Here is a 19,245-nt window from a genome sequence, read left to right on the forward strand (position 1 = left end):
CTACGGTTGCATGGCTTCGCCACGGAAGTTGATAAAAGTAACATCTGAAGAAACCGCTCTTTTTCCTTCGATAATGTCAAGGATTCCTGTGGCAGTCTCTTCTGGGGTACCTGGTGCTTGTTCTCCTCCCATATCTGTCTTAATCCAACCCGGATGTACGGCAAATACTCTGATTCCCCTTTCTTTTAGGTAGTGTCTAAGCTGTTGGCTAAACATATTCAACGCATGCTTAGATAAAGCATAGGGATAATCCCCTCCATATGCATTGACATAGCTTCCCGCTTCCGAAGAAATATTAATAATAGTCCCCCGCTGAAAGGACTGATTGGATAGAAGAGGCAAAAAATACTTCACGATCCGCATTGGTCCATAAAGATTAACATCAAAGGTTCTGTGTACTTCATCTATATTGAGGTGCTCAATATCCTTTTCCCTTTCAGTCAGTACTCCCGAGTTATTGATAATTACATCAATTGTTTGTTCAGTCTCTTTCATTGTCTTTACAGCACTCTGAATCGATGATTCATTCGTCACATCTAGAGTCACAGGCTTGACCTGACCCGGATACTTATCCATTAAGGGTTTGAGTCCATCGCGTAAAGCTATTGAATTTCGCCCCGCTGCGACGACCTTATGCCCCCTTATCGCACTTTCAGTTGTTAAAGCGAGTCCTAATCCTCGATTTGCTCCTGTTACAAGTATTTTCATTGAATCCCTTCCTAATTTAATTTTTCTTATTTAGCACCAAGCTCTTGCAGACCCAAAGTCACACCGAGCTGCTGAACAGAGTCAAAGAGACAATAGCGTCCTGATCCATATTCTCCTTTGTGGATTAATGGCAGACCATATTCTGTAACAAATTCGATGTGTTTCTCAAACCCATTTATAGTCAACGTAATAAAGTGGACGCCTGGACCATTTTTATCTTTAAATTCCTTCCAGGGACTGGGGTCATCCAAGGGCTCCAATAATTCAAGGGTTATAGCACCCATCCGAATATTAGCTATCTTTGTTCGTGCAGTAACTGGCTTCCCTCTAAACAAGGTATACGCCTCCCCTAATGAAGATGAAGGTGGAGCTACATCTTCTGACGGTAGGACAATCTCAGGCATTTCAATATCAAACAACTCTGCATAATGTTTTACTGTCGCATGGATATCCTCCACAACAAGCCCTATTTTTACAATTTCATTGCTTTCAATCCGTTGCAAGCTGAAACCTCCTATCGATCATTTTCAAGTAGTTCAAACATGATTTTCAGGTCCTTAAAGGTATCCATATAGGCATATCTGCCACCCGTGTACTCACCTTTTTGAACTAAAGGCATATGTGTTGATTCCAATAATTGAATTTTTTCCTTCATTCCATCAACTATAAAAGCAATATGATGTGGTCCTTCACCGTGCTCATTCAGATGATCCCTCCAAGTACTAGGATGCTGATCAGGTTCTATAAGCTCAAGCTGCAGGGACCCCATATCAAAAAAGGCAAGCTTAGCTCGTGCTTCTGATGACTGTCCCTTATACTCTGTTTGAGCGATATCCACTGTATCCGTTAAAGACCATTGTGGCTTATCAATACCAAAGAAGTCAGCATAGGCTTGAGAAGTCTTTTCAATATCCTCCACTAATATACCGATCTGTGTGATGACCTTTGTACCTAAGATTCCTGTTTTAACATGTGTCTCATTTTTCATTCTGATTTAACTCCTTTTTTATTAATTTTTATATATAATGGCCTAGCCATCATAACCCCATCTTTTTGTCAGCCTAAACAATACAAGCATAATCACGAGTGCAATAACAAATAATATCCAACCCATCGCTGAGGCATAACCCATCTTTGAATATTGAAAAGCATTTTGATAGAGATACAAAGCATAGAAGGTTGTGGAACCATCAGGACCACCATCGGTAATAATAAAAGCCTCTGCAAATTGCTGCAGCACCGCGATGATACCCGTGATGACATTAAACAAAATAACAGGCTTCAGCATGGGTAAAGTAATTTGAAAAAATTGTTGAATAGGACCAGCTCCATCTATTCGCGCCGCTTCATATAAGGATGCCGATATCCCTTGTAAACCTGCCAAATAGATAATAATCATGCGCCCAGAGCCCCATATCATCATGAGAATAAATGCTGGTTTTGCCCATCCCGGACTTGAAAACCACCCTGGACCATTTGTTCCGAAGAGATGCAGAAAGGAATTGACAATTCCATTATCAGGCTGTAGCACCCAAATCCATAAGATAGCCAAAATAACCAATGGAACTAAAGTAGGCAAAAAGAAAACCACTCGAAAAAATGAAAGCCCTTTAATATTTTTGTTATTAAGTAATACGGCGATGAAAATGGTCACAACAGTGGTTAAGCCGATCCCAAATACGACAAGGTACAGTGTATTTCCAAGAACCTTATAGAACAGCTTATCCTGAAACAAAAGCTGCTTATAATTGTCCCAGCCTACAAAGGTAGGCGGGCTGATCACATTATATTCAGTAAAAGAATAATACAATGAGCTAAATAGTGGGTAAGCCGTAAAAACTAGAAATCCTATAATCCAAGGAGAGATAAAAAGAAGTCCATTTCTTAAATTTTTTCTTTTCAAATTCATCATTTCCACCTCTTATTCCTTGATTCCTGACATAGCAATACCTTGAATAAAATATTTTTGCATTAGGAAGAAAATGATAAGCACAGGAAGCGTCATGCTGACTCCAACTGCTAACAGCAATGGCCACCTTGGGTCATTGACCGACATGATTTGCTGTACGCCAAGTGATAAAGTATAAAGCTTGTTATTACTTAAGAAAATCAAAGGTCCAATAAAATCTCCCCAAGTATTCAGAAATGTAAAGATTATTACTGTTGTTATAGCTGGTTTTGATAACGGCAGCACAATCCTCCAAAAGATCTTAAATTCATTAGCCCCATCAATTCTTGCAGATTCTGAAAGCTCATAAGGTATACCCAAGAAAAATTGGCGAAGTAAAAAGATGAAAAAAGGGTTTCCAAAAAAAGCCGGTACAGTCAAAGGAAGAAATGTTCCGATCCAACCTAACTTTTGAAACAATAAAAATAGAGGAACCATGGTTACTTGAAAAGGTAACAGCATGGTTGTTAACACGATGATGAAGATGGCATCCCTAAACTTCCATTTTATCCGTGCAAATCCATAGGCAATCAATGTATTGGATATAAAGCAACCAAAAATATTAACCACTAAGATGAGCAATGTATTCTTTAAATATAATAAGAAAGGAAAAGCCGTGAAGGCTTCTTTATAATTCGACCACTGAAAAACTTTTGGGATTCCAGGATTAGAAAATAATTCAGAGCTATTCTTCAAGGAACCAGATATCAACCATAAAAACGGTACAATAAACGCAAGAGAAAAGAGAATCAACAGGACATACACAATTAAAGTTTGAAGCTTCTCTGCTCTAGTTTTTGACTTCACCTTTTTTATTGAAGGTCCTACATCAGGTACTGGTGATGTACTCGTCATTTTGCATCCCTGCTTTCAGATGTCATTTTTTGAAATAACCAACTGAGCCAAGGGAAGGGATCGACTCAGTTGGCATAACTTATTTCTTCTTATCCACTTCCGCTTGTAACTTTTTCTGTAGCTCTTTCAAAAGTGGTCCTGGATCTTTATCATTGTAAATGACTTTATCTCTTAGTAAATTCAGATCGTTGGACATTTCATTTGCAACTGATGTTAAAGCTGGATGGCCTGAATTCGGAGATTCAGCAACTTCCTTGACTACTTTGTAAATTGCATCACCATTTCTATTCCATTTAATAGCAGCACTTGATTTTTTATAGATAGATATTGATCGCCAAGTATTGATATTATCAGCTAAGATCTTCGGCTGACTACCAAACAAAATAAACTTAAGAGCCGCTTCAGGGTTCTTAGCATTTTTCGGGATCATAAATACATTAGTTCCAAAAGTTGTTGCCTTTTCCCGACCATTTGGAGGACTTGGAATAGGCACTACCTCATAATCGATATCTGGAGCATATTGCTTAATAGCATTTGAGAACCAATTCCCATTAACAGTCATGGCAACCTTTCCTGTAAAAAATGGATGGTTAGGGGAAAATGCCCCTCCAAATCCTGAAGTAAATGATTTTATTTTTTCTGGGTTATATTTTTTGGCATAGCTGTCCTCCCACTTATACATGTCATCTAGCTGAGAGTTATTGATTTCCACTTTTCCGGTTTTCGTATCAAAATAGTTAGCTCCGAAAATCCAACCCCAAAGAAAAGCATCATCACCTGCATCCAACCAAGGGATAAATCCCAATTTATCTATTTTACCGTTGCCTTCAACCTTAGATAACTTTTCTGCATCTGCATCTAATTCCGCAATGGTTTTTGGAGGCTTACTAGGATCGAGCCCGGCGTCCTTGAATAGCTTTTTATTGATATAGAGCAAGTTGACATTGGAATCTTCTGGAAATAAATAGGTTTTTCCCTTATATTTCATCAAGGGTTTAAAAGTATCAATAATACTTGATTCATCAAGGTCTGCCTTTTTCAATAAATCATCAAGTGGCATCAAAGCACCTTGTGTGGCTAAGGCATAAGCTGAAGCATAATCGTTACTGACAACGACATCAGGAGGATTATTTCCGGTAATAGCAGCCATTAGCTTTCCATTAGAAATCCCACCATCTGGCGGAACATAGACGGAGTTAATCTTATAACCCGGATGATCTTTCTCAAAAACCCCCATCCTCCACTTATCCCATTTTTCAGAATCTCCTCCCCATGGATACCAGTACGTAAATGTTTTTCCACCATCATTTGAAGAAGACGATTTCGAAGAGCTTGAGCAACCAGTTAAAGCCATGAATAATACCATGATCATAATCGTGGTTAAAACAAACACCTTTTTCACATTGATTTCCTCCTTTTTGTTTTCTGTTCATGGTAGGGTCACCCTTAATAAACACGCGTTTAAAGATAACTAAAAAATTCGGTTGTGTTTTTTAATCACTTGTTTATAATATATTCACTGAAAAATTAATAGATTATATACTAAAACACAGAATGAACACGCTTCCAAAAAAATAGCTGAAAATACTATTTTATAAACCCTATCTCTCTTGAGCCTTGATTAGGCGTTTTTTATGAACACGCGTTTATTTTTATGTTTAGATTTTTTTACACGAGTCTCTGACAACAAGTTCCATGGGGATTGTGACATTCACATGATGATCGTGGTGATTTTCGATAGCCTTGATTATCTCTAGTGTCAATCCTGACATCATATAGCCAAAATCCACTTTAAAAGTTGTCAATTTCGGCTGAGAATAAGAGCTTAACACATGATCATCAAAACCAATAATCGACATATCCTCAGGAATCGCTACACCATGCTCACCCAAAGCCTTCATAGCTCCAAAAGCAACACTGTCATTTGCAGCAATAATAGCAGTTGGGAGTTTAACACCAGATTGAACTAATCCTTGAATCGCAGCATAACCGCTCCTTCGATTGAAATCACCAGGTAATATCCATTCCTCATGAAGTGGTAATCCATGATGAGACATGGCCTTTACAAATCCTTCATACTTGGCAGGGCCTGCAAAACGCTTCATATCTCCATTAATCATTCCAATATTTTTGTGATTGAGACCCACTAAATAATCCACAGCTTGCATGACCCCCTTCTCATTGTCGAAGCTATAGACAATACGATTGGCTTCATGTCGTCCAGGAAGATGCTGATCAACAATCCCAACGATAAAGCCTTCGCCTATAAGCTCTTCAATAAAGGGTTCATGGTTATCTGCCCCAATAAAAATTCCCGCATCAATTCTCCCTTGATAGAAGATCTCTTTAACGCCATTTATACTCTCAGGATCTCTGCTATCACGAATAATATGCGTTAAAACATAATAATCCTTTGATGATGCTGTCTCTATAACACTCGCTAATAACATATTACTCGTTGCATCACTTGAAACATGACCTTTTTCGATCATAAATAGCCCTATAGTCCTCATTTTCTTTCCTGCCAGGACTTGTGCAGACATATTGGGAAAGTAATTATATTCGCGAATGACTTTCATTACTTTTTCACGAGTCGAAGGTGGAACACTCGGATAATTATTAATCACTCGACTCACTGTACTTCTTGATACTCCTGCTAATTGCGCAATTTTTGTACTGTTGATCTCCTGTTTTTTCAATGCTGAACGTCCTTCTTTCGTGAACACGTGTTTACAAAACATATAATAGTCTGAATTTTATAAGATGTCAATGATTTTTTATGTAATTTACTAAATAATAACCCCCCTTCTTGTACCCACACATACAAAAAGGGGGGCCGCACTATTCGTTGATTAAGCCATAAATCTCGACATCTATAAAGTGATCATAAATCCATTCGCCACATCGAATCGTTCCTTCATGCTGGAAACCCAGGCGTTCTGGAATCGCCCGGCTTTTCTTATTGCCTGTTCCGCAACGAATTTCTATGCGCTTGAGCTTTAACGTTTCAAAGGCGTAAGTTACTAAAGCCTGACATGCTCTTGTCATAATGCCATTTCCCTGCTGGCCCTCTGCCAGCCAATAGCCAATGGATGTCGCCTTATTCCGACGGTCAATACTATGAAAGCCGATCATACCAACCAATTGCTCTTTATATAAAATACCGACCTGAAACCCGTCCTCTTCAGCAAACTGTTTCCGCCAAGCCTCAATCACTGGATAATAGTCTTGCACAGCTTGTGTGCCGTCCACCCAAGGCAGCCATTCTCGTAAGTATTTACGATTGGCATCTAATACCGTAAATAATTCTTCAGCATCTGTACTCTCAAGCAACTTTAAGGAGAGCTCTTCATCTACTTTAAACGTAAACATGGTCTGCCTCCGTTCGCTTTTTTTACTGCAGATTGTTCCTTTTCAATTGTTGGATATAGTCTAGTCCATGACGGATTTCCTCATCCTGATAGTTTTGCTTTTGCTTCACGATCTTGACCTTGTCTATAACTTCTTGCTCAGAGAGATTATCAAAATAAAGCAGTGTAGAAACCAATTCCAAAAACCGCGAGCTTTCCTCATTGAGGCTCTGAATATATGTATCTAACTCTGGCATATGAATATCATAGTTTTTGAGGAAATCCTCGCCCTCATGGGTGAGCTGATAACGGTATTGATGATAGCCACCTTTGTCTTCTCTAACCTCATTAACAAAGGATAAGTTGCATAGTTCTTCAATTTTTAACGTCAGTTCTTCCGAATAAGGACCATAGAAATGAAATTGAAACTTCTCTTGGAAGGGATAATTCAGTTTTTGTAAGATATAAATGATTTTCTGCAGCTTTTTTCTTCCAATAATCTCTCCAGCAGATTGTAATAAAGTCATCACCTTGGCATGATCTTCTAACATAGTGTTTATTTACCTCCTATTGCAATAAAGACTGAATCCGTTCCTTCGCCGAGCGGTGCGTTGTAAGATCATGAATGAAGTCGGCAGGGTAATAAAGCTTATGATCTGTTCTTTTCTTACCTGATATCGCTTCAACAACATCCGATTCCCTCGACAGCTCCTTCAAGCTGTTATCAGGCATGAGTAAATGAATGGGAAGCCTCTCCCCTTCCTCTCCGGGCCGATAAAAATCATAAGGAAGATCAGAGGAAGAATCGACAACTAAATAATAATCTGGATCAAGACCAGCTTCTTTAAAAGCTTCCCTTAAATCCGCATAAATTTGATAGTTCGATGGTGTGAATTCAACATATTTAAATAAACGTCTGTTGGTAAAGCGGCGGCAAAGATCGCTCAAAATTGGATCTTCCTCTTCTTGCCATACCTGAAAGTAATATAAAATAACAGATTCATCTAATCGAACATACTCCGAAAGTGTCATGCTCTCTTTGAATAACGGAACGAGCAATCCCGGCGGATAGCGAAAGGCATAGCCATTGTGATAAAGCGACTTGGCTCTATGTAATATTTTCCGCAGGATGACCTCCGCACTTCGTGTGACAGGGTGAAAATACACTTGCCAATACATTTGATAACGACTCATGATATAGTCTTCTACCGCGTGCATTCCGCTATATTTAATCACGACTTGATCATCACGGGGTCTCATCACTCGCCAAATCCGTTCCAAATCAAAATGTCCATAGCTCACCCCAGTATAATACGCATCCCGCAACAGGTAATCCATACGGTCAGCATCAATCTGACTGGAGATCATACTAATAATCAGCTTATTTTTATACGTCTTTCCAATAACATCTGCAACCTTCTCAGGAAAATCCGCACTGACCTTTTTTAGGACATGATTGATCTCTGTATCTCCTAAAATAATCGCCTGTGTATAGGCCTCATGATCCGTATTAAATACTTTTTCGAAGGAATGAGAAAACGGACCATGCCCAACGTCATGAAGCAGTGCGGCGCATAGACATAACAAGCGCTCGCCATCCTCCCAATCCGGGTGATCTTCAAACACGTCAATGATTCGACGAGTGATCTCATACACACCAAGGGAGTGGCTAAAACGACTATGTTCAGCCCCATGGAAGGTCAGATAAGTTGTACCTAATTGACGGATTCTACGTAGCCGTTGAAATTCAGCCGTTCCAATCAGTTCCCATATCAAACGCTCTCGAACATGAATGTAACGATGTACAGGGTCTTTAAATACCTTTTCTTCATCGAGTTTGTCGAATGCATAGGTCAAATCATCTCACATCCTGTCTTAACATATTATTTATTATAGTCGTTCACAACACGAAATGAAATGACTTGACAACAATTTTTCCGATTAGAAATGGTGTCAAAAAAATGCAAATGATATTGTGAAAAGCCCAACAAGAGTGAACCGTCAAATCAACAGAGCTTAGGATCACCTGCTAGACAGCTAGGCTTTGAAAAATTCTCGTCTCTTTGGTATCTTTTATAAGGATAAACTGTGAATTAGTGACTAAGAATGGTGTTGAGTAACCTCATGATAAACAATCTTTTAAAACAAGCGCAATGGCGTGTGATTGATCAATCACTTCTGAATCCTGCTTTCGAGGCGAAACAATCTTTCGCCATTGATGACACTTTATGTCGATTTGTGGGTGCAGGAAGATCACCTGCTATCGCTCGAACTTGGGTGCATCCTAAGACCATTGTTTTAGGTATTCAGGATGCTCGACTTCCCCATCTCAAAGAGGGGCTCGACTTTTTAAAATCACAGCAGTATTCTGTGATTGTCCGAAATTCAGGCGGTTTGGCCGTCGTATTGGATGAAGGGGTTTGGAACCTTTCTTTTATTTTTTCAGAACGGGAGACTAGGATTTCTATAGATGAAGGCTTTGAAACGATGGTGGCCTTTATTGAAGCCATGCTTGCACCTTACCGCTTAAACATTGAGGTAGGAGAGATTGCCCACTCTTATTGTCCAGGCCGCTATGACATGAGTGTGAACGGTAGGAAATTTGCAGGGATATCACAACGGCGGCTCAGACAAGCTGTAGCGGTGCAAATTTATCTATGTGTCAACGGCAGCGGCTCTGAACGAGCCCGGCTTGTCCAACATTTTTACCAAGAGGCTTTAAAGGGAGAGAAAACCAAGCTCGCGTACCCCGACATTCAACCCGATGTCATGGCTTCTTTATCAGAGATTACCGGACAGGCCCTTACAATGGACGATATTATGACCGCATTTTATAAAACGCTTCAGCAACACAATAGCGATTTAATCTCCTCGGCTTTAACACCAGAGGAAGCGACCAGCTACGAAAAGGACTATTTACGCATGGTTGAACGCAATGATAAGACATTTTCTTTGTAACCTTTCGCTTGTTGGCCCATATACCAACAGGCTTTTCGTTATGGACTTAAGGCGCTGAACCTAATCGCCTAGGCCCATAATACGCCTACTACACCGAATGCGAAGTGCCCTTTGAACCCCATAATCTAAGAAAGGAAATGGCTAAGTGGCGATTTATCCCCCTTCACCATCACCCTAAAGCGACTATTAAGACAACTGGATTTGCCAACTTTGTGACGAGTAGGCGCGATTTGCTTTCACATCCCTTATTCGTGGTAAACTAAAGGAAGTAAATCATGTTATCTCAAGGTAAGGAGTGTTTATACATGAACCAAGCTGCTGAAACATTAGATGGCTGGTATTGTTTGCATGAATTTCGTTCGATCGATTGGCCAGCCTGGAAACGTCTCTCAAGTTCAGAGCGAGAAAAAGCGATCCAGGAATTCAATCATTTCCTCGATAAATGCGAAGCGACAATGACAGAGAAAAAGGGGAGCCACGCCTTTTACTCTATCGCAGGACAAAAGGCTGACTTTGTTCTCATGCTACTAAGACCTACAATGGACGAGCTAGTCGAACTGGAAAATGCCTTTAATAAGACAAGACTCGCTGATTATACTATTCCTACTTACTCTTACGTCTCCGTTGTCGAGCTCAGCAATTATCTTGCTTCAGGAAGTGATGAGGACCCTTACGACAACCCAAGGATAAAATCACGCCTTTATCCCATGCTCCCTCGTACACAATACATTAGCTTTTATCCGATGGACAAGCGTCGCGAGGGCAATGACAATTGGTATATGCTCAGCATGGAAGAACGCCGCGAAATGATGAAAAGTCATGGACTGATCGGCAGAGAATATGCAGGTAAAATCAAACAGATCATCACCGGTTCTGTTGGCTTTGACGATTGGGAATGGGGCGTAACGCTGTTTTCAAACGATGTCCTTCAATTTAAGAAAATCGTTTATGAAATGCGCTTCGATGAAGTAAGCGCACGCTACGGAGATTTCGGCAGCTTTTATGTTGGGACATTGCTGAACAAAGAAAAATTTGCACAAATGCTCGCCATCGATTAACGGATGTAAAACTTTCAAACGGCACCTCTTTGGGTGCCGTTTTTTTGTCATATTCTCTCATTGCATTCATAAGTTAGTCTTAGAGTGCTGGAAGAATGGTATGTAATGGGGGTGAATATAAGCTATTTGCACGTTAGAAACACCTAAACCAAAGGAGTGAGAGCATGTCTTACAGTCAATATCCCCAACAAGGCTGGCAGCAACAACAAGGAGCTGGGGCCGCCGGGGGTTTTCAACATGACGCACAGCATCCTGCCTATCCTTATACCGGCGGGGCACCAATGATGCCTCCGCAAGCACAACAGACGCCTCCAACTCACGCTGTTAGCCCTGCCCAAGCCGCCTATACTCCAGGGGCTATGGGATTTCAGGAGCAATCCTATATCGAAAATATTTTAAGAATGAATTTAGAAAAGGTTGCCACTGTCTATATGACATTTGACCATGAAGGTGGATCTGAATCCAAAGCCTTCCGTGGAGAGGTTGAAGCCGCCGGACGTGACCATGTCATCATTAATGATAACAAAACAGGCACCCGCTATCTCCTCCCCCTTGTCTATTTAGATTATGTGACCTTCCAAGGCCCTATTAATTACTCTTATCCATATGAATAATGCTTTCACCACGCTGAAGCCACTTCAGCGTGTTTTCTTAATGCTCTACCTTATATAACTAGGCTTTGGCTACCGCTATGATCACTAGCACCCAGCTAGCAAGAAAAGCGACCCCACCTATCGGAGTTATCGCACCCAGCTTATCCACTCCGGAAATACTTAAGACATACAGGCTTCCCGAGAAAAGGATAATGCCGATGAACATGATCCAACCGGCCCACCCTATCAAGCTTGAGGAAACCTTTTCAGCAAGAATTCCCACTAAAATCAACCCCAGAGCATGCATCATATGATATTGAACTCCGGTATTGTATATATCTAAATAATGCTGCGTAAGCTTGCCTTTCAAACCATGGGCACCAAAAGCACCGATCCCAATAGCTAAAAAGGCGTTGATACTACCCAAAATAGTAAAGAGTTTAAACATCCTTTTCACCCTCTATTCATGTATTTTCTATCGTCATCTTACCATAGAAAAAAGCATGTAACATACTATATAGCTAAGTGCCATCAATATGTAAAATCTTAAGGTAAGGATCTCATCTTATTGAAAAATACATATGAGTGATTTCACGAACAAAAATCATTTTTTTCATAAAATTCAACTTTATCCATTCCATTTGTTGTGATTAACACAGGATTGAAGAGGGCTGCTTTAGAGACCGCTTTCTGTAATTTTAACCTGATTTATTCATCCTTCTAAAAAACAGGATTTAGGTCAAGGCCAAATTTTTTTAGGACTAATATTGAGAATTTCACTGTATTTTTTGTACTTCTGTGCTGGTTTTTTAAAACGATCACTCAGAATGCGATTGAAAAACCTCCAGCCTTCGATCGATAGCATTTATCTTCAAAAAGTGAACCTATCTAAAAATACAAGGCGAAGCTTCAAATTCTGATCGCACCAAAAAACCTAGACAAATCTCGCCTAGGTCTCTAACTATTTTGCAGGTGGATGTGTAAAGCCTCTTTAATTCGGTCAGCCTGAGTGTCACTCACGATACTCACGTGATCCCCTTCGAAATCTGAAGAAAATTCATATAAACCCTGTTCATTTAAAAAGCGATTCAAATCCTCAATCTGTTCATTTTGAGCAATTAGGGTCTTATTTCCAATATAATCGTCATTGACATAAACCTCATAGCGATCATGCATTAATTTTGTATCGTCCTCTGCATTTATATTAACCCAAGGGAAGTATTGAAATTGATCATCCATGCTTTTTCTACTCCTTTTCTTATCCTTCAAGTCGGATCACATTCATAGGAATGTGTAGAAAGAGAGAAAATATAAGTGTGAATAACTGGTTAAATCCCCAGCCTTGCTTAACCTCTTAGAAAACTTGGCTTAGACTACTGCTTCACTAAGCCCAGCCTGATGTTCGTGCTTTCATACTCACACACTAAGGCGATTTGCGAAGGCCAAGGCCCAAATGTATAAGGTCTTCCGCAAAATTATAACCGGGCGAAAAGCATGCCTGGTCCTTGTCTTCGTATAGAGCATCATCAGATATGGAGGAGGCTTCAACACAAGGTCAAGTGAATGGGAGCGCAAGGCGCGAGACGCCTTCGGGAACAGGCGAGGGATACTTCACGAATAAACGACGCGCTGTTCCGAGGAAGCTGACTACAAAGCAAATCTAACAGGCGCAGGAACAGGGGCTTCTTGTCTTACATTTTTCAAGGCATCTCGGCTAAGTGCGTCACATCCTTCAAGGACCGTCGACTAAAACCATCACATCCATGTGGTAACGTCGAAGCTAGCACATCCATACCCCAAAAAAAGTAAAGAACACTTTTCTGGGACCCCTGATTATATACCTGAGGCCGTGCCCGTGGAAAGGGAAGGGGTTTGGCGGAGCGCTTCATGACTTACTCAAACATCCGAATGCATACCTTTAAAAGAATAAATGCGTTCGGATTCTTCATGAGCTGAATACTTCTGTCCCAGCGTCTTTTGGTATCATTCGACTTGATCTGCCTGACGGTAAAAGCGGGCAACGATGGATTGCATGCGTCTTTTGTTCGTTCCTAAGTCAGCAAAGCCCATTCTAGAAGCTGAACGGAAATGAATAAGCTTTTCTACATCATCGAAGTAAAACTCTACATCATGGAAAAACTCAAAGATCATCGTCTTTGCCTCTGCGTATATATAAGGGCCATCGATCTTCTTAACCTCTAACTTCGGTATGGTCTTTAGCACATCAACCAAAATCTCTTTAGCTTTACTTAGACTTATGTCCTTGTACTCTATAGGAAGCATATAACGATTTGGATTCGTATGCTCTGTCGATACACAATTTGCCGTTTTTGGACACGGAGCTAATTTCCCATCTATAACACCCTGTACATCTGATTGTTTACTCATTTTACATCACCCTTACTTCACCTATTCATGTTGAATAGGTGTTTCTCTAAGCTATTAAAAAAACTAAATATCCCGCTAATATCACTGTTCAAAGCAGTCATCCCAACTTACTTATCATCCTTCATTTGCTCTTGCTTGCGCTTGCCCCGAGCTTCAAGCGCCTTACCAATTCCCACAACAGCCACAGCAAGAACGAGGGAAATGATCACCTTTAAATAAGGGAGACCAAGCTCATCAAGCCAATCACTGATAATATCGTCCTCTGTTATCATTTCTCCAGAAGTATAACCAAGTAAAGCAGCTCCTAAAATGATAATAATTGGAAAGCGCTGCATCAGCTTCATCAGCATTTGGCTTCCCCAAACGATTAGAGGAATACTTACAGCTAGCCCAATGATAATCAATAGGATATTGTTATGCGCAGCCCCCGCAACAGCCACCACATTATCAAGACTCATGATAAGATCAGCGATAACGATGGTTCGAATGGCGCCGATGATGGAAGCACTTGCTTTGACATCTCCTTCATCTTCGCCCTTAATGAGATTGACAGCAATATAAATTAATAAAAGCCCTCCAATAATTTTTAAATATGGAAGCTCTAATAAGCCGACAGCGATAAAGGTAAGAATAATCCTTAGAATAATGGCTCCAAAACTTCCCCAGAATATCGCTTTGTTTTGTTGTTGAGAAGGGAGATTGCGGCAAGCCATCGCTATAACAACGGCATTGTCCCCACTAAGGACAATATTTAAAAGAATAATTTCTAATAGACCAACAATAAAATCCAAACGTAATCTCTCCCACTCTTTACTCTTTTAAGTATAAACGTTTAAAAGCAGGAATTTCAATTTTGCATGCTGAATGTCGGTTTTTTGTTGATTTTATCCGATGCATCCTATTCACAAGTCCCAAAAATCTACAAAAAGGATGTCCTGAACCGCTTAGAACATCCTTTGTTTCCCTATAATTTCCCCTAATTACTGAGACTCTACTTATCCGAATATAATTTGTAAAGCGCCTGGGTTCCCTCTTCTCCAAACCCCATCTCTGCAAGCTCTTCATAGCGCGCCTTAGCTAAAGCAAGACCTGGTGTTAATAGTCCCATTTTTTCTGCCTCATTAAGCGCAATCGTCATATCCTTAATAAAATGCTTCACATAAAAGCCAGGAGCAAAATCACCTTTAAGGATACGAGGACCAAGATTAGAAAGAGAAAAACTACCCGCAGCACCTGTTGCTACACTTTTTAAGACTTGCTCTAGATCAAGTCCAGCCCGCTCAGCATAAGCAAACGCTTCACACAACCCAAGCATGCCACCGGCAATTAAAATTTGATTCGTCATTTTCGTATGCTGACCACGCCCTGCTGCGCCTTGATAGACGATATTTTCCCCCATCGCTTGAAAAACCGGGAGCACCTCATCAAAGGCAGCTTGATCGCCGCCCACCATGATCGACAGCTTGCCGTTTCGTGCGCCAATATCTCCGCCTGATACCGGGGCATCCAAAGCAGCAATCCCCTTTTCCTTAGCTTCTTGATAAATGCGCTCAGCTAATGAGGGCGAAGATGTCGTCATATCAATCACTGTTGCTCCGTTTTTAGCATGGGCTAAAATGCCATGATTAAAATAAACCTCTTCCACATCCTGAGGATAACCCACAATCGTGATAATAACATCGGATTGAGCCGCGACCTCAGCGACAGATGCTTTCCACTCTGCCCCTTCTTCGATCAATGCGGTTGCTTTAGATTTCGTTCGTGTGTAAATATTGACAGGATAATTGGCTTTTAACAGGTTGCGGATCATCCCCTGCCCCATCACTCCTGTACCAATAAAACCAATAACTGTATGTGCAGCTGAGACCATGCAAACGCCTCCTCAATGACTTTTTCTATCATCGTACCACAAATTCTTTAAGAACTTTATTAAAGTGCATAAATCACTCATATAAATCCTTTGCCCGCTCTCTTTATGGCCCGTTATTTTTTGACATTTCCAACCGCAAGGATAGAGACAATTAAAGTTGCAAAACTAATCATCAAAGTCAATGCTTGAAATATCGTCATCACTTCTATCCCCTTCTTAATTATAGGGTTAAACATCATTTCAACTTTAGGTGCTCAGATTCTAGTTATTTTCTCATTTAAAGTCATCTTTTCTCATTTGTTGCCGAAGCTTTGTCAGTGCGCGATGCAATCTTGTCTTAACCGTTCCAATTGGAATTCGCATGTGATTCGCCACTTCCTCCAGAGTTAGTCCTTCGAAATAAGCATGAAATATGATGACTTGTTCATCAGTAGATAGATTGCTAATAGCCTCCTTGATCACAAGAGGCTTATCGTGGTCCTCAAAGGTACTCAATGCGTGCTCTGGTGTCATCAGACAGGTCTCCCGCTTTTTTTGCCGAAGCATCGTATGGCAGGAATTGACCGTAACTGCCATCAACCATGCTGCTAGTGCTTCTGGTTTACGTATTTTCCCTATATTCTTATAGGCTTTCACACTCACCTCTTGAAGTGCATCTAAAGCATCTTGTTCATTGCGAAAATAAGTGTAAGCTATTCGGTATATCCTATTTTGATAACGCCCTAATAGGCGCACAAAGGCTGCTTCATTGCCGTTTTGGGCTTTTTGAAATAGCTCTTCCTGCAAGCTTACCCCTCCATTCTTTCTCTCTATATATTAAGACCCGTTCAGCACGGATTTGGTTTTCACTTTTTCAGAGGATAACAATGATTCATATTAAATATTTATTAATAATAATTATTTCAAAGGTATTATTTTATAAGAGTAAAAAATCGGATGATTCATTCAGCAAATACCAATTGAATGGGAAAAATCTTGACTTTCATAGAATATATAGGCCAAAAGTCTCTTCAGGGAGGAAGAAATTTGTCAGAATTGGTCGATGTCACTGATAAAAATGGCTGTTTAGCAAAAACCTAACAATGGTTTCCATCTCCACACACAATTTCGAATTTTAAGAGGATACAATGAATTGAAACTCAAAAGTAATGTCATAAAAAGAAGACATAAATACTAATAGCGTGAAGAACAGCTTAAGTCCTTTTCACCAAGAGGATAACATTCTTATATTTATGAAAGACACTGTAAAACGCAAATAAGCACAAACATCCATTCATTTAAAAAAATATTTGTGTCATTGCCTCAGGATCTATCATTGTGTATAAATAGGCACCTATCCAAATGATAAGTGCCTGGGGTATTAGCCTTGAATATGATGTTTATCAACGGCTTGCTTATGCTCTTGATTGTGCAGGTAACCACAAACCAGAACGCCTATGATGACGATAACCGTTACTCCCCATTTGACGACTGCGAATGCAAAGATTCCAGCGATCATCGGTTCTGCGACGATCATATGCGCAGCTGTATAAGCTAGAATTGCCCCACCAAAATAGATCACCCATGGAAAGCGTTCAATTAATTTTATGAATAAGGTGCTTCCCCACATGACAATAGGAACACTGATCACGAGCCCCAATCCTACTAAAAGATAGCTATCATGTGCCGCCCCTGATATCGCTAAAACATTATCGAGCCCCATCAGGGCATCCGCAATAATAATCGTGCGCACTGATCCCCAAAGCGTCGAACTCGACTGAACAGTCTCATGTTCTTGGGTATCCGTGACCAATTTGTAAGCAATCCAGATGAGTAAGAGTCCTCCAATGAGGTGTAGAGCTGGTAGCTTTAACAAAGTAACGAGTAAAAGCGCCATAATAATGCGGATACCCACCGCTCCGACTGTCCCCCATAGGATTGCCTTCTTCTGCTGACGACTAGGTAATTTGCGAGCAGCCATGCCAATCACGATGGCATTGTCCCCAGCAAGAACGAGATCGATGCCGACAATTAATAATAGTGATGAAATAAATTCCCAAGATATGATATCCACCCCATCTACTCCTCCTGTGAAATAGCGTTAAGATCAAAACAGCCTCCACCGTTTCGGTGAAGGCTACTTGAACGTATTCCACAGAGGTGACCTTCACACTGAAACGATCTTCAGGCAAAGGTCTTGCCAACAACATCCGTTGCCAACAAGGCCGGGGTTTGATCCCGAAATGACGACCTTGCTGTATGGCTACTCCCCTTTGGGACTATTTGATTACTCTAATCATACGTGCTAAAGCCCCTGTTGTCAATATGACTTTTTAACTATAGTAGCAGATAGGTATGCTTAATCATGTAATCACAAAATAAAGCATAGCAATAAGCAAGATAATAACCAACGCCAGGGAGACAAAGACAATAGGAAGAGATGACGGGACAAAGATCTCCTGCTCAATCCGCTTCTTTTTTATAAGATAGGTCACCGTCGCAATCAAGATTGTAGCCATGCCAAATCCTCCTGCAGATAGTCCTAAAAGCACAGCCACCCCATCATTAGGTGTTCTGGTCATCGTCTTTCCCATTGAAAAATGCAGGCTTAACGTCAGAAAGCCTATGCCGATTATGGCAATGGCCGTCCGTATCCAAGCTAAATATGTTCTCTCATTAGCCAAATGCTGCTGCGCATAGGTTAATTGATTTTTCTTTGCCTTCTTCATCATGCCACTAACACATCCTGAGCACTGTCTTTACCTATTCACCGTTCATCCACTCTTTTATCTAGGTTTAAGACGCCTTTTTTCTTATTCTTCTCATGGTCCTAACCTTTTCATTCTCTCTACAACCTGTATTTTTCCATTACCTTCTGCGCTTCACTTGTCATGACCATCAAGCCTAAGCTTATCCTTATAATACATCAGGAAGAGCCCATACCTTTCCCTTTTTACAGCATATGCTAATGGTGAAACTCTGCTTTGAAAGGGGGCACCTCTTTTGGCTGATCACTCATCCAAGGGCAATAGTAGCGACAATGGAGAACTCCGGCGCGTCTATAAAAGTCCGATGCAGCAAATGAATGATTTCTTTGCAAGCGATCCACTTGGCGGCCTTCTCGGTTCAATTGATTCCTTTTTTCAACGCCATGCCATGGAGCAATTCGGTGGGTTTCCTGTCGATGTTTATGAAACGTCAACAGACTGGGTCGTCAAAGCCGATCTCCCTGGTGTGAAAAAAGAAAATATTCATATCGATACGTTAGGCGATCGCTTACGGATTGCTGTCATCAATCAGGAGGACTCCGAAATCAACAATGCAAATAATTATTATCGAAGAGAAAGACATATGGCACGCATGGAGCGGGAAATCCCCCTCCCTTATCAAATTCATAGACAAAGAACAAAAGCGCGATTCCTTAATGGCATTTTAGAAGTCCGTGGGCCTAAATATCCTAAAACACGCAACACATTAGACATCGAATAAGCTACCTTCTGTTACAGCGGGTAGCTTTATTTCATTCCCCATACCGCTA

At 40.6% G+C, this 19,245-nt stretch carries 23 protein-coding genes; 4 read left to right on the forward strand and 19 right to left on the reverse strand.

Features of this window, described 5'->3' with window-relative positions; genetic code table 11:
- The 10 genes from IEW82_RS02045 to IEW82_RS02090 all read right to left on the reverse strand — a co-directional run bounded on the left by IEW82_RS02045 (position 1) and on the right by IEW82_RS02090 (position 8,718).
- Positions 1-708 (reverse strand): SDR family oxidoreductase, encoded by a 708-nt coding sequence (locus IEW82_RS02045; protein ID WP_188688348.1) that lies wholly within the window; start codon positions 706-708, stop codon positions 1-3.
- A gap of 26 nt (positions 709-734) precedes the next feature.
- Positions 735-1,211, reverse strand: coding sequence for a VOC family protein (locus tag IEW82_RS02050; protein ID WP_188688350.1), 477 nt, complete (start codon positions 1,209-1,211; stop codon positions 735-737).
- 11 nt (positions 1,212-1,222) lie between these two features.
- Positions 1,223-1,696, reverse strand: a complete 474-nt coding sequence (locus IEW82_RS02055; protein ID WP_188688352.1) for a VOC family protein — start codon at positions 1,694-1,696, stop codon at positions 1,223-1,225.
- Between the two features lie 42 nt (positions 1,697-1,738).
- On the reverse strand, positions 1,739-2,617 hold the full coding sequence (locus IEW82_RS02060; protein WP_188688928.1) for a carbohydrate ABC transporter permease: 879 nt from the start codon (positions 2,615-2,617) through the stop codon (positions 1,739-1,741).
- Positions 2,618-2,629: 12 nt separating this feature from the next.
- Entirely contained in the window at positions 2,630-3,511 is an 882-nt protein-coding gene (locus IEW82_RS02065) for a carbohydrate ABC transporter permease (RefSeq protein WP_188688354.1), read from the reverse strand.
- 79 nt (positions 3,512-3,590) lie between these two features.
- Complete coding sequence (locus tag IEW82_RS02070) at positions 3,591-4,913, reverse strand: ABC transporter substrate-binding protein (protein ID WP_229672189.1); 1,323 nt, start codon at positions 4,911-4,913, stop codon at positions 3,591-3,593.
- 256 nt (positions 4,914-5,169) lie between these two features.
- Entirely contained in the window at positions 5,170-6,210 is a 1,041-nt protein-coding gene (locus IEW82_RS02075; RefSeq protein WP_188688356.1) for a LacI family DNA-binding transcriptional regulator, read from the reverse strand.
- Positions 6,211-6,352: 142 nt separating this feature from the next.
- The gene (locus IEW82_RS02080) at positions 6,353-6,883 is read right to left on the reverse strand and encodes a GNAT family N-acetyltransferase (protein WP_188688358.1); all 531 of its coding nucleotides are present in this window, start codon (positions 6,881-6,883) and stop codon (positions 6,353-6,355) included.
- 22 nt (positions 6,884-6,905) lie between these two features.
- On the reverse strand, positions 6,906-7,412 hold the full coding sequence (locus tag IEW82_RS02085; protein ID WP_188688359.1) for a YwgA family protein: 507 nt from the start codon (positions 7,410-7,412) through the stop codon (positions 6,906-6,908).
- Between the two features lie 16 nt (positions 7,413-7,428).
- Positions 7,429-8,718: an HD domain-containing protein gene (locus IEW82_RS02090; protein ID WP_188688362.1), complete on the reverse strand. Its 1,290-nt coding sequence runs from the start codon at positions 8,716-8,718 to the stop codon at positions 7,429-7,431.
- A 267-nt stretch (positions 8,719-8,985) separates the two neighbouring features.
- Between IEW82_RS02090 and lipL the strand changes: the two genes are divergently transcribed.
- The 3 genes from lipL (at position 8,986) to gerQ (ending at position 11,491) form a co-directional block, all read left to right on the forward strand.
- Positions 8,986-9,819: an octanoyl-[GcvH]:protein N-octanoyltransferase gene (gene lipL, locus IEW82_RS02095; protein ID WP_308422108.1), complete on the forward strand. Its 834-nt coding sequence runs from the start codon at positions 8,986-8,988 to the stop codon at positions 9,817-9,819.
- A gap of 305 nt (positions 9,820-10,124) precedes the next feature.
- Positions 10,125-10,877, forward strand: coding sequence for a hydrogen peroxide-dependent heme synthase (hemQ, locus tag IEW82_RS02100; RefSeq protein ID WP_188688364.1), 753 nt, complete (start codon positions 10,125-10,127; stop codon positions 10,875-10,877).
- Between the two features lie 164 nt (positions 10,878-11,041).
- The gene (gene gerQ / locus IEW82_RS02105; RefSeq protein ID WP_188688366.1) at positions 11,042-11,491 is read left to right on the forward strand and encodes a spore coat protein GerQ; all 450 of its coding nucleotides are present in this window, start codon (positions 11,042-11,044) and stop codon (positions 11,489-11,491) included.
- A gap of 58 nt (positions 11,492-11,549) precedes the next feature.
- On the opposite strand, the gene IEW82_RS02110 is transcribed toward gerQ, so the two are convergent.
- From IEW82_RS02110 to IEW82_RS02145, 9 genes are all read right to left on the reverse strand, one after another.
- The gene (locus IEW82_RS02110; RefSeq protein ID WP_188688367.1) at positions 11,550-11,918 is read right to left on the reverse strand and encodes a DUF423 domain-containing protein; all 369 of its coding nucleotides are present in this window, start codon (positions 11,916-11,918) and stop codon (positions 11,550-11,552) included.
- A 509-nt stretch (positions 11,919-12,427) separates the two neighbouring features.
- Positions 12,428-12,709: a hypothetical protein gene (locus IEW82_RS02115; protein ID WP_188688369.1), complete on the reverse strand. Its 282-nt coding sequence runs from the start codon at positions 12,707-12,709 to the stop codon at positions 12,428-12,430.
- A gap of 744 nt (positions 12,710-13,453) precedes the next feature.
- Complete coding sequence (locus IEW82_RS02120; RefSeq protein ID WP_188688372.1) at positions 13,454-13,858, reverse strand: DUF1499 domain-containing protein; 405 nt, start codon at positions 13,856-13,858, stop codon at positions 13,454-13,456.
- Between the two features lie 107 nt (positions 13,859-13,965).
- On the reverse strand, positions 13,966-14,649 hold the full coding sequence (locus tag IEW82_RS02125) for a TerC family protein (protein WP_188688374.1): 684 nt from the start codon (positions 14,647-14,649) through the stop codon (positions 13,966-13,968).
- A 200-nt stretch (positions 14,650-14,849) separates the two neighbouring features.
- Positions 14,850-15,728: an NAD(P)-dependent oxidoreductase gene (locus IEW82_RS02130; RefSeq protein ID WP_188688376.1), complete on the reverse strand. Its 879-nt coding sequence runs from the start codon at positions 15,726-15,728 to the stop codon at positions 14,850-14,852.
- Positions 15,729-15,841: 113 nt separating this feature from the next.
- The gene (locus tag IEW82_RS19930) at positions 15,842-15,928 is read right to left on the reverse strand and encodes a putative holin-like toxin (RefSeq protein ID WP_373285686.1); all 87 of its coding nucleotides are present in this window, start codon (positions 15,926-15,928) and stop codon (positions 15,842-15,844) included.
- 73 nt (positions 15,929-16,001) lie between these two features.
- Positions 16,002-16,514, reverse strand: coding sequence for an RNA polymerase sigma factor (locus tag IEW82_RS02135; RefSeq protein WP_188688378.1), 513 nt, complete (start codon positions 16,512-16,514; stop codon positions 16,002-16,004).
- A gap of 574 nt (positions 16,515-17,088) precedes the next feature.
- The gene (locus IEW82_RS02140; protein WP_188688380.1) at positions 17,089-17,781 is read right to left on the reverse strand and encodes a TerC family protein; all 693 of its coding nucleotides are present in this window, start codon (positions 17,779-17,781) and stop codon (positions 17,089-17,091) included.
- 289 nt (positions 17,782-18,070) lie between these two features.
- Complete coding sequence (locus IEW82_RS02145) at positions 18,071-18,439, reverse strand: YidH family protein (protein WP_188688382.1); 369 nt, start codon at positions 18,437-18,439, stop codon at positions 18,071-18,073.
- 271 nt (positions 18,440-18,710) lie between these two features.
- On the opposite strand from IEW82_RS02145, the gene IEW82_RS02150 reads away from it, so the two are divergent.
- The gene (locus IEW82_RS02150) at positions 18,711-19,196 is read left to right on the forward strand and encodes an Hsp20/alpha crystallin family protein (RefSeq protein WP_188688384.1); all 486 of its coding nucleotides are present in this window, start codon (positions 18,711-18,713) and stop codon (positions 19,194-19,196) included.
- Positions 19,197-19,245: the final 49 nt, after the last annotated feature.

This window comes from Pullulanibacillus camelliae, assembly GCF_014642655.1.
GTDB classification, from domain to species: domain Bacteria; phylum Bacillota; class Bacilli; order Bacillales; family Sporolactobacillaceae; genus Pullulanibacillus; species Pullulanibacillus camelliae.

Bases quoted from the DNA above. Each gene is read 5' to 3' on its own strand.
- IEW82_RS02130 (WP_188688376.1), bottom strand. From the start codon at position 15,728: ATGGTCTCAGCTGCACATACAGTTATTGGTTTTATTGGTACAGGAGTG.
- lipL (WP_308422108.1), top strand. From the start codon at position 8,986: ATGATAAACAATCTTTTAAAACAAGCGCAATGGCGTGTGATTGATCAA.
- hemQ (WP_188688364.1), top strand. From the start codon at position 10,125: ATGAACCAAGCTGCTGAAACATTAGATGGCTGGTATTGTTTGCATGAA.
- IEW82_RS02080 (WP_188688358.1), bottom strand. From the start codon at position 6,883: ATGTTTACGTTTAAAGTAGATGAAGAGCTCTCCTTAAAGTTGCTTGAG.
- IEW82_RS19930 (WP_373285686.1), bottom strand. From the start codon at position 15,928: ATGACGATATTTCAAGCATTGACTTTGATGATTAGTTTTGCAACTTTA.
- gerQ (WP_188688366.1), top strand. From the start codon at position 11,042: ATGTCTTACAGTCAATATCCCCAACAAGGCTGGCAGCAACAACAAGGA.
- IEW82_RS02045 (WP_188688348.1), bottom strand. From the start codon at position 708: ATGAAAATACTTGTAACAGGAGCAAATCGAGGATTAGGACTCGCTTTA.
- IEW82_RS02085 (WP_188688359.1), bottom strand. From the start codon at position 7,412: ATGTTAGAAGATCATGCCAAGGTGATGACTTTATTACAATCTGCTGGA.
- IEW82_RS02120 (WP_188688372.1), bottom strand. From the start codon at position 13,858: ATGAGTAAACAATCAGATGTACAGGGTGTTATAGATGGGAAATTAGCT.
- IEW82_RS02060 (WP_188688928.1), bottom strand. From the start codon at position 2,617: ATGAATTTGAAAAGAAAAAATTTAAGAAATGGACTTCTTTTTATCTCT.
- IEW82_RS02110 (WP_188688367.1), bottom strand. From the start codon at position 11,918: ATGTTTAAACTCTTTACTATTTTGGGTAGTATCAACGCCTTTTTAGCT.
- IEW82_RS02115 (WP_188688369.1), bottom strand. From the start codon at position 12,709: ATGGATGATCAATTTCAATACTTCCCTTGGGTTAATATAAATGCAGAG.
- IEW82_RS02065 (WP_188688354.1), bottom strand. From the start codon at position 3,511: ATGACGAGTACATCACCAGTACCTGATGTAGGACCTTCAATAAAAAAG.
- IEW82_RS02055 (WP_188688352.1), bottom strand. From the start codon at position 1,696: ATGAAAAATGAGACACATGTTAAAACAGGAATCTTAGGTACAAAGGTC.
- IEW82_RS02145 (WP_188688382.1), bottom strand. From the start codon at position 18,439: ATGATGAAGAAGGCAAAGAAAAATCAATTAACCTATGCGCAGCAGCAT.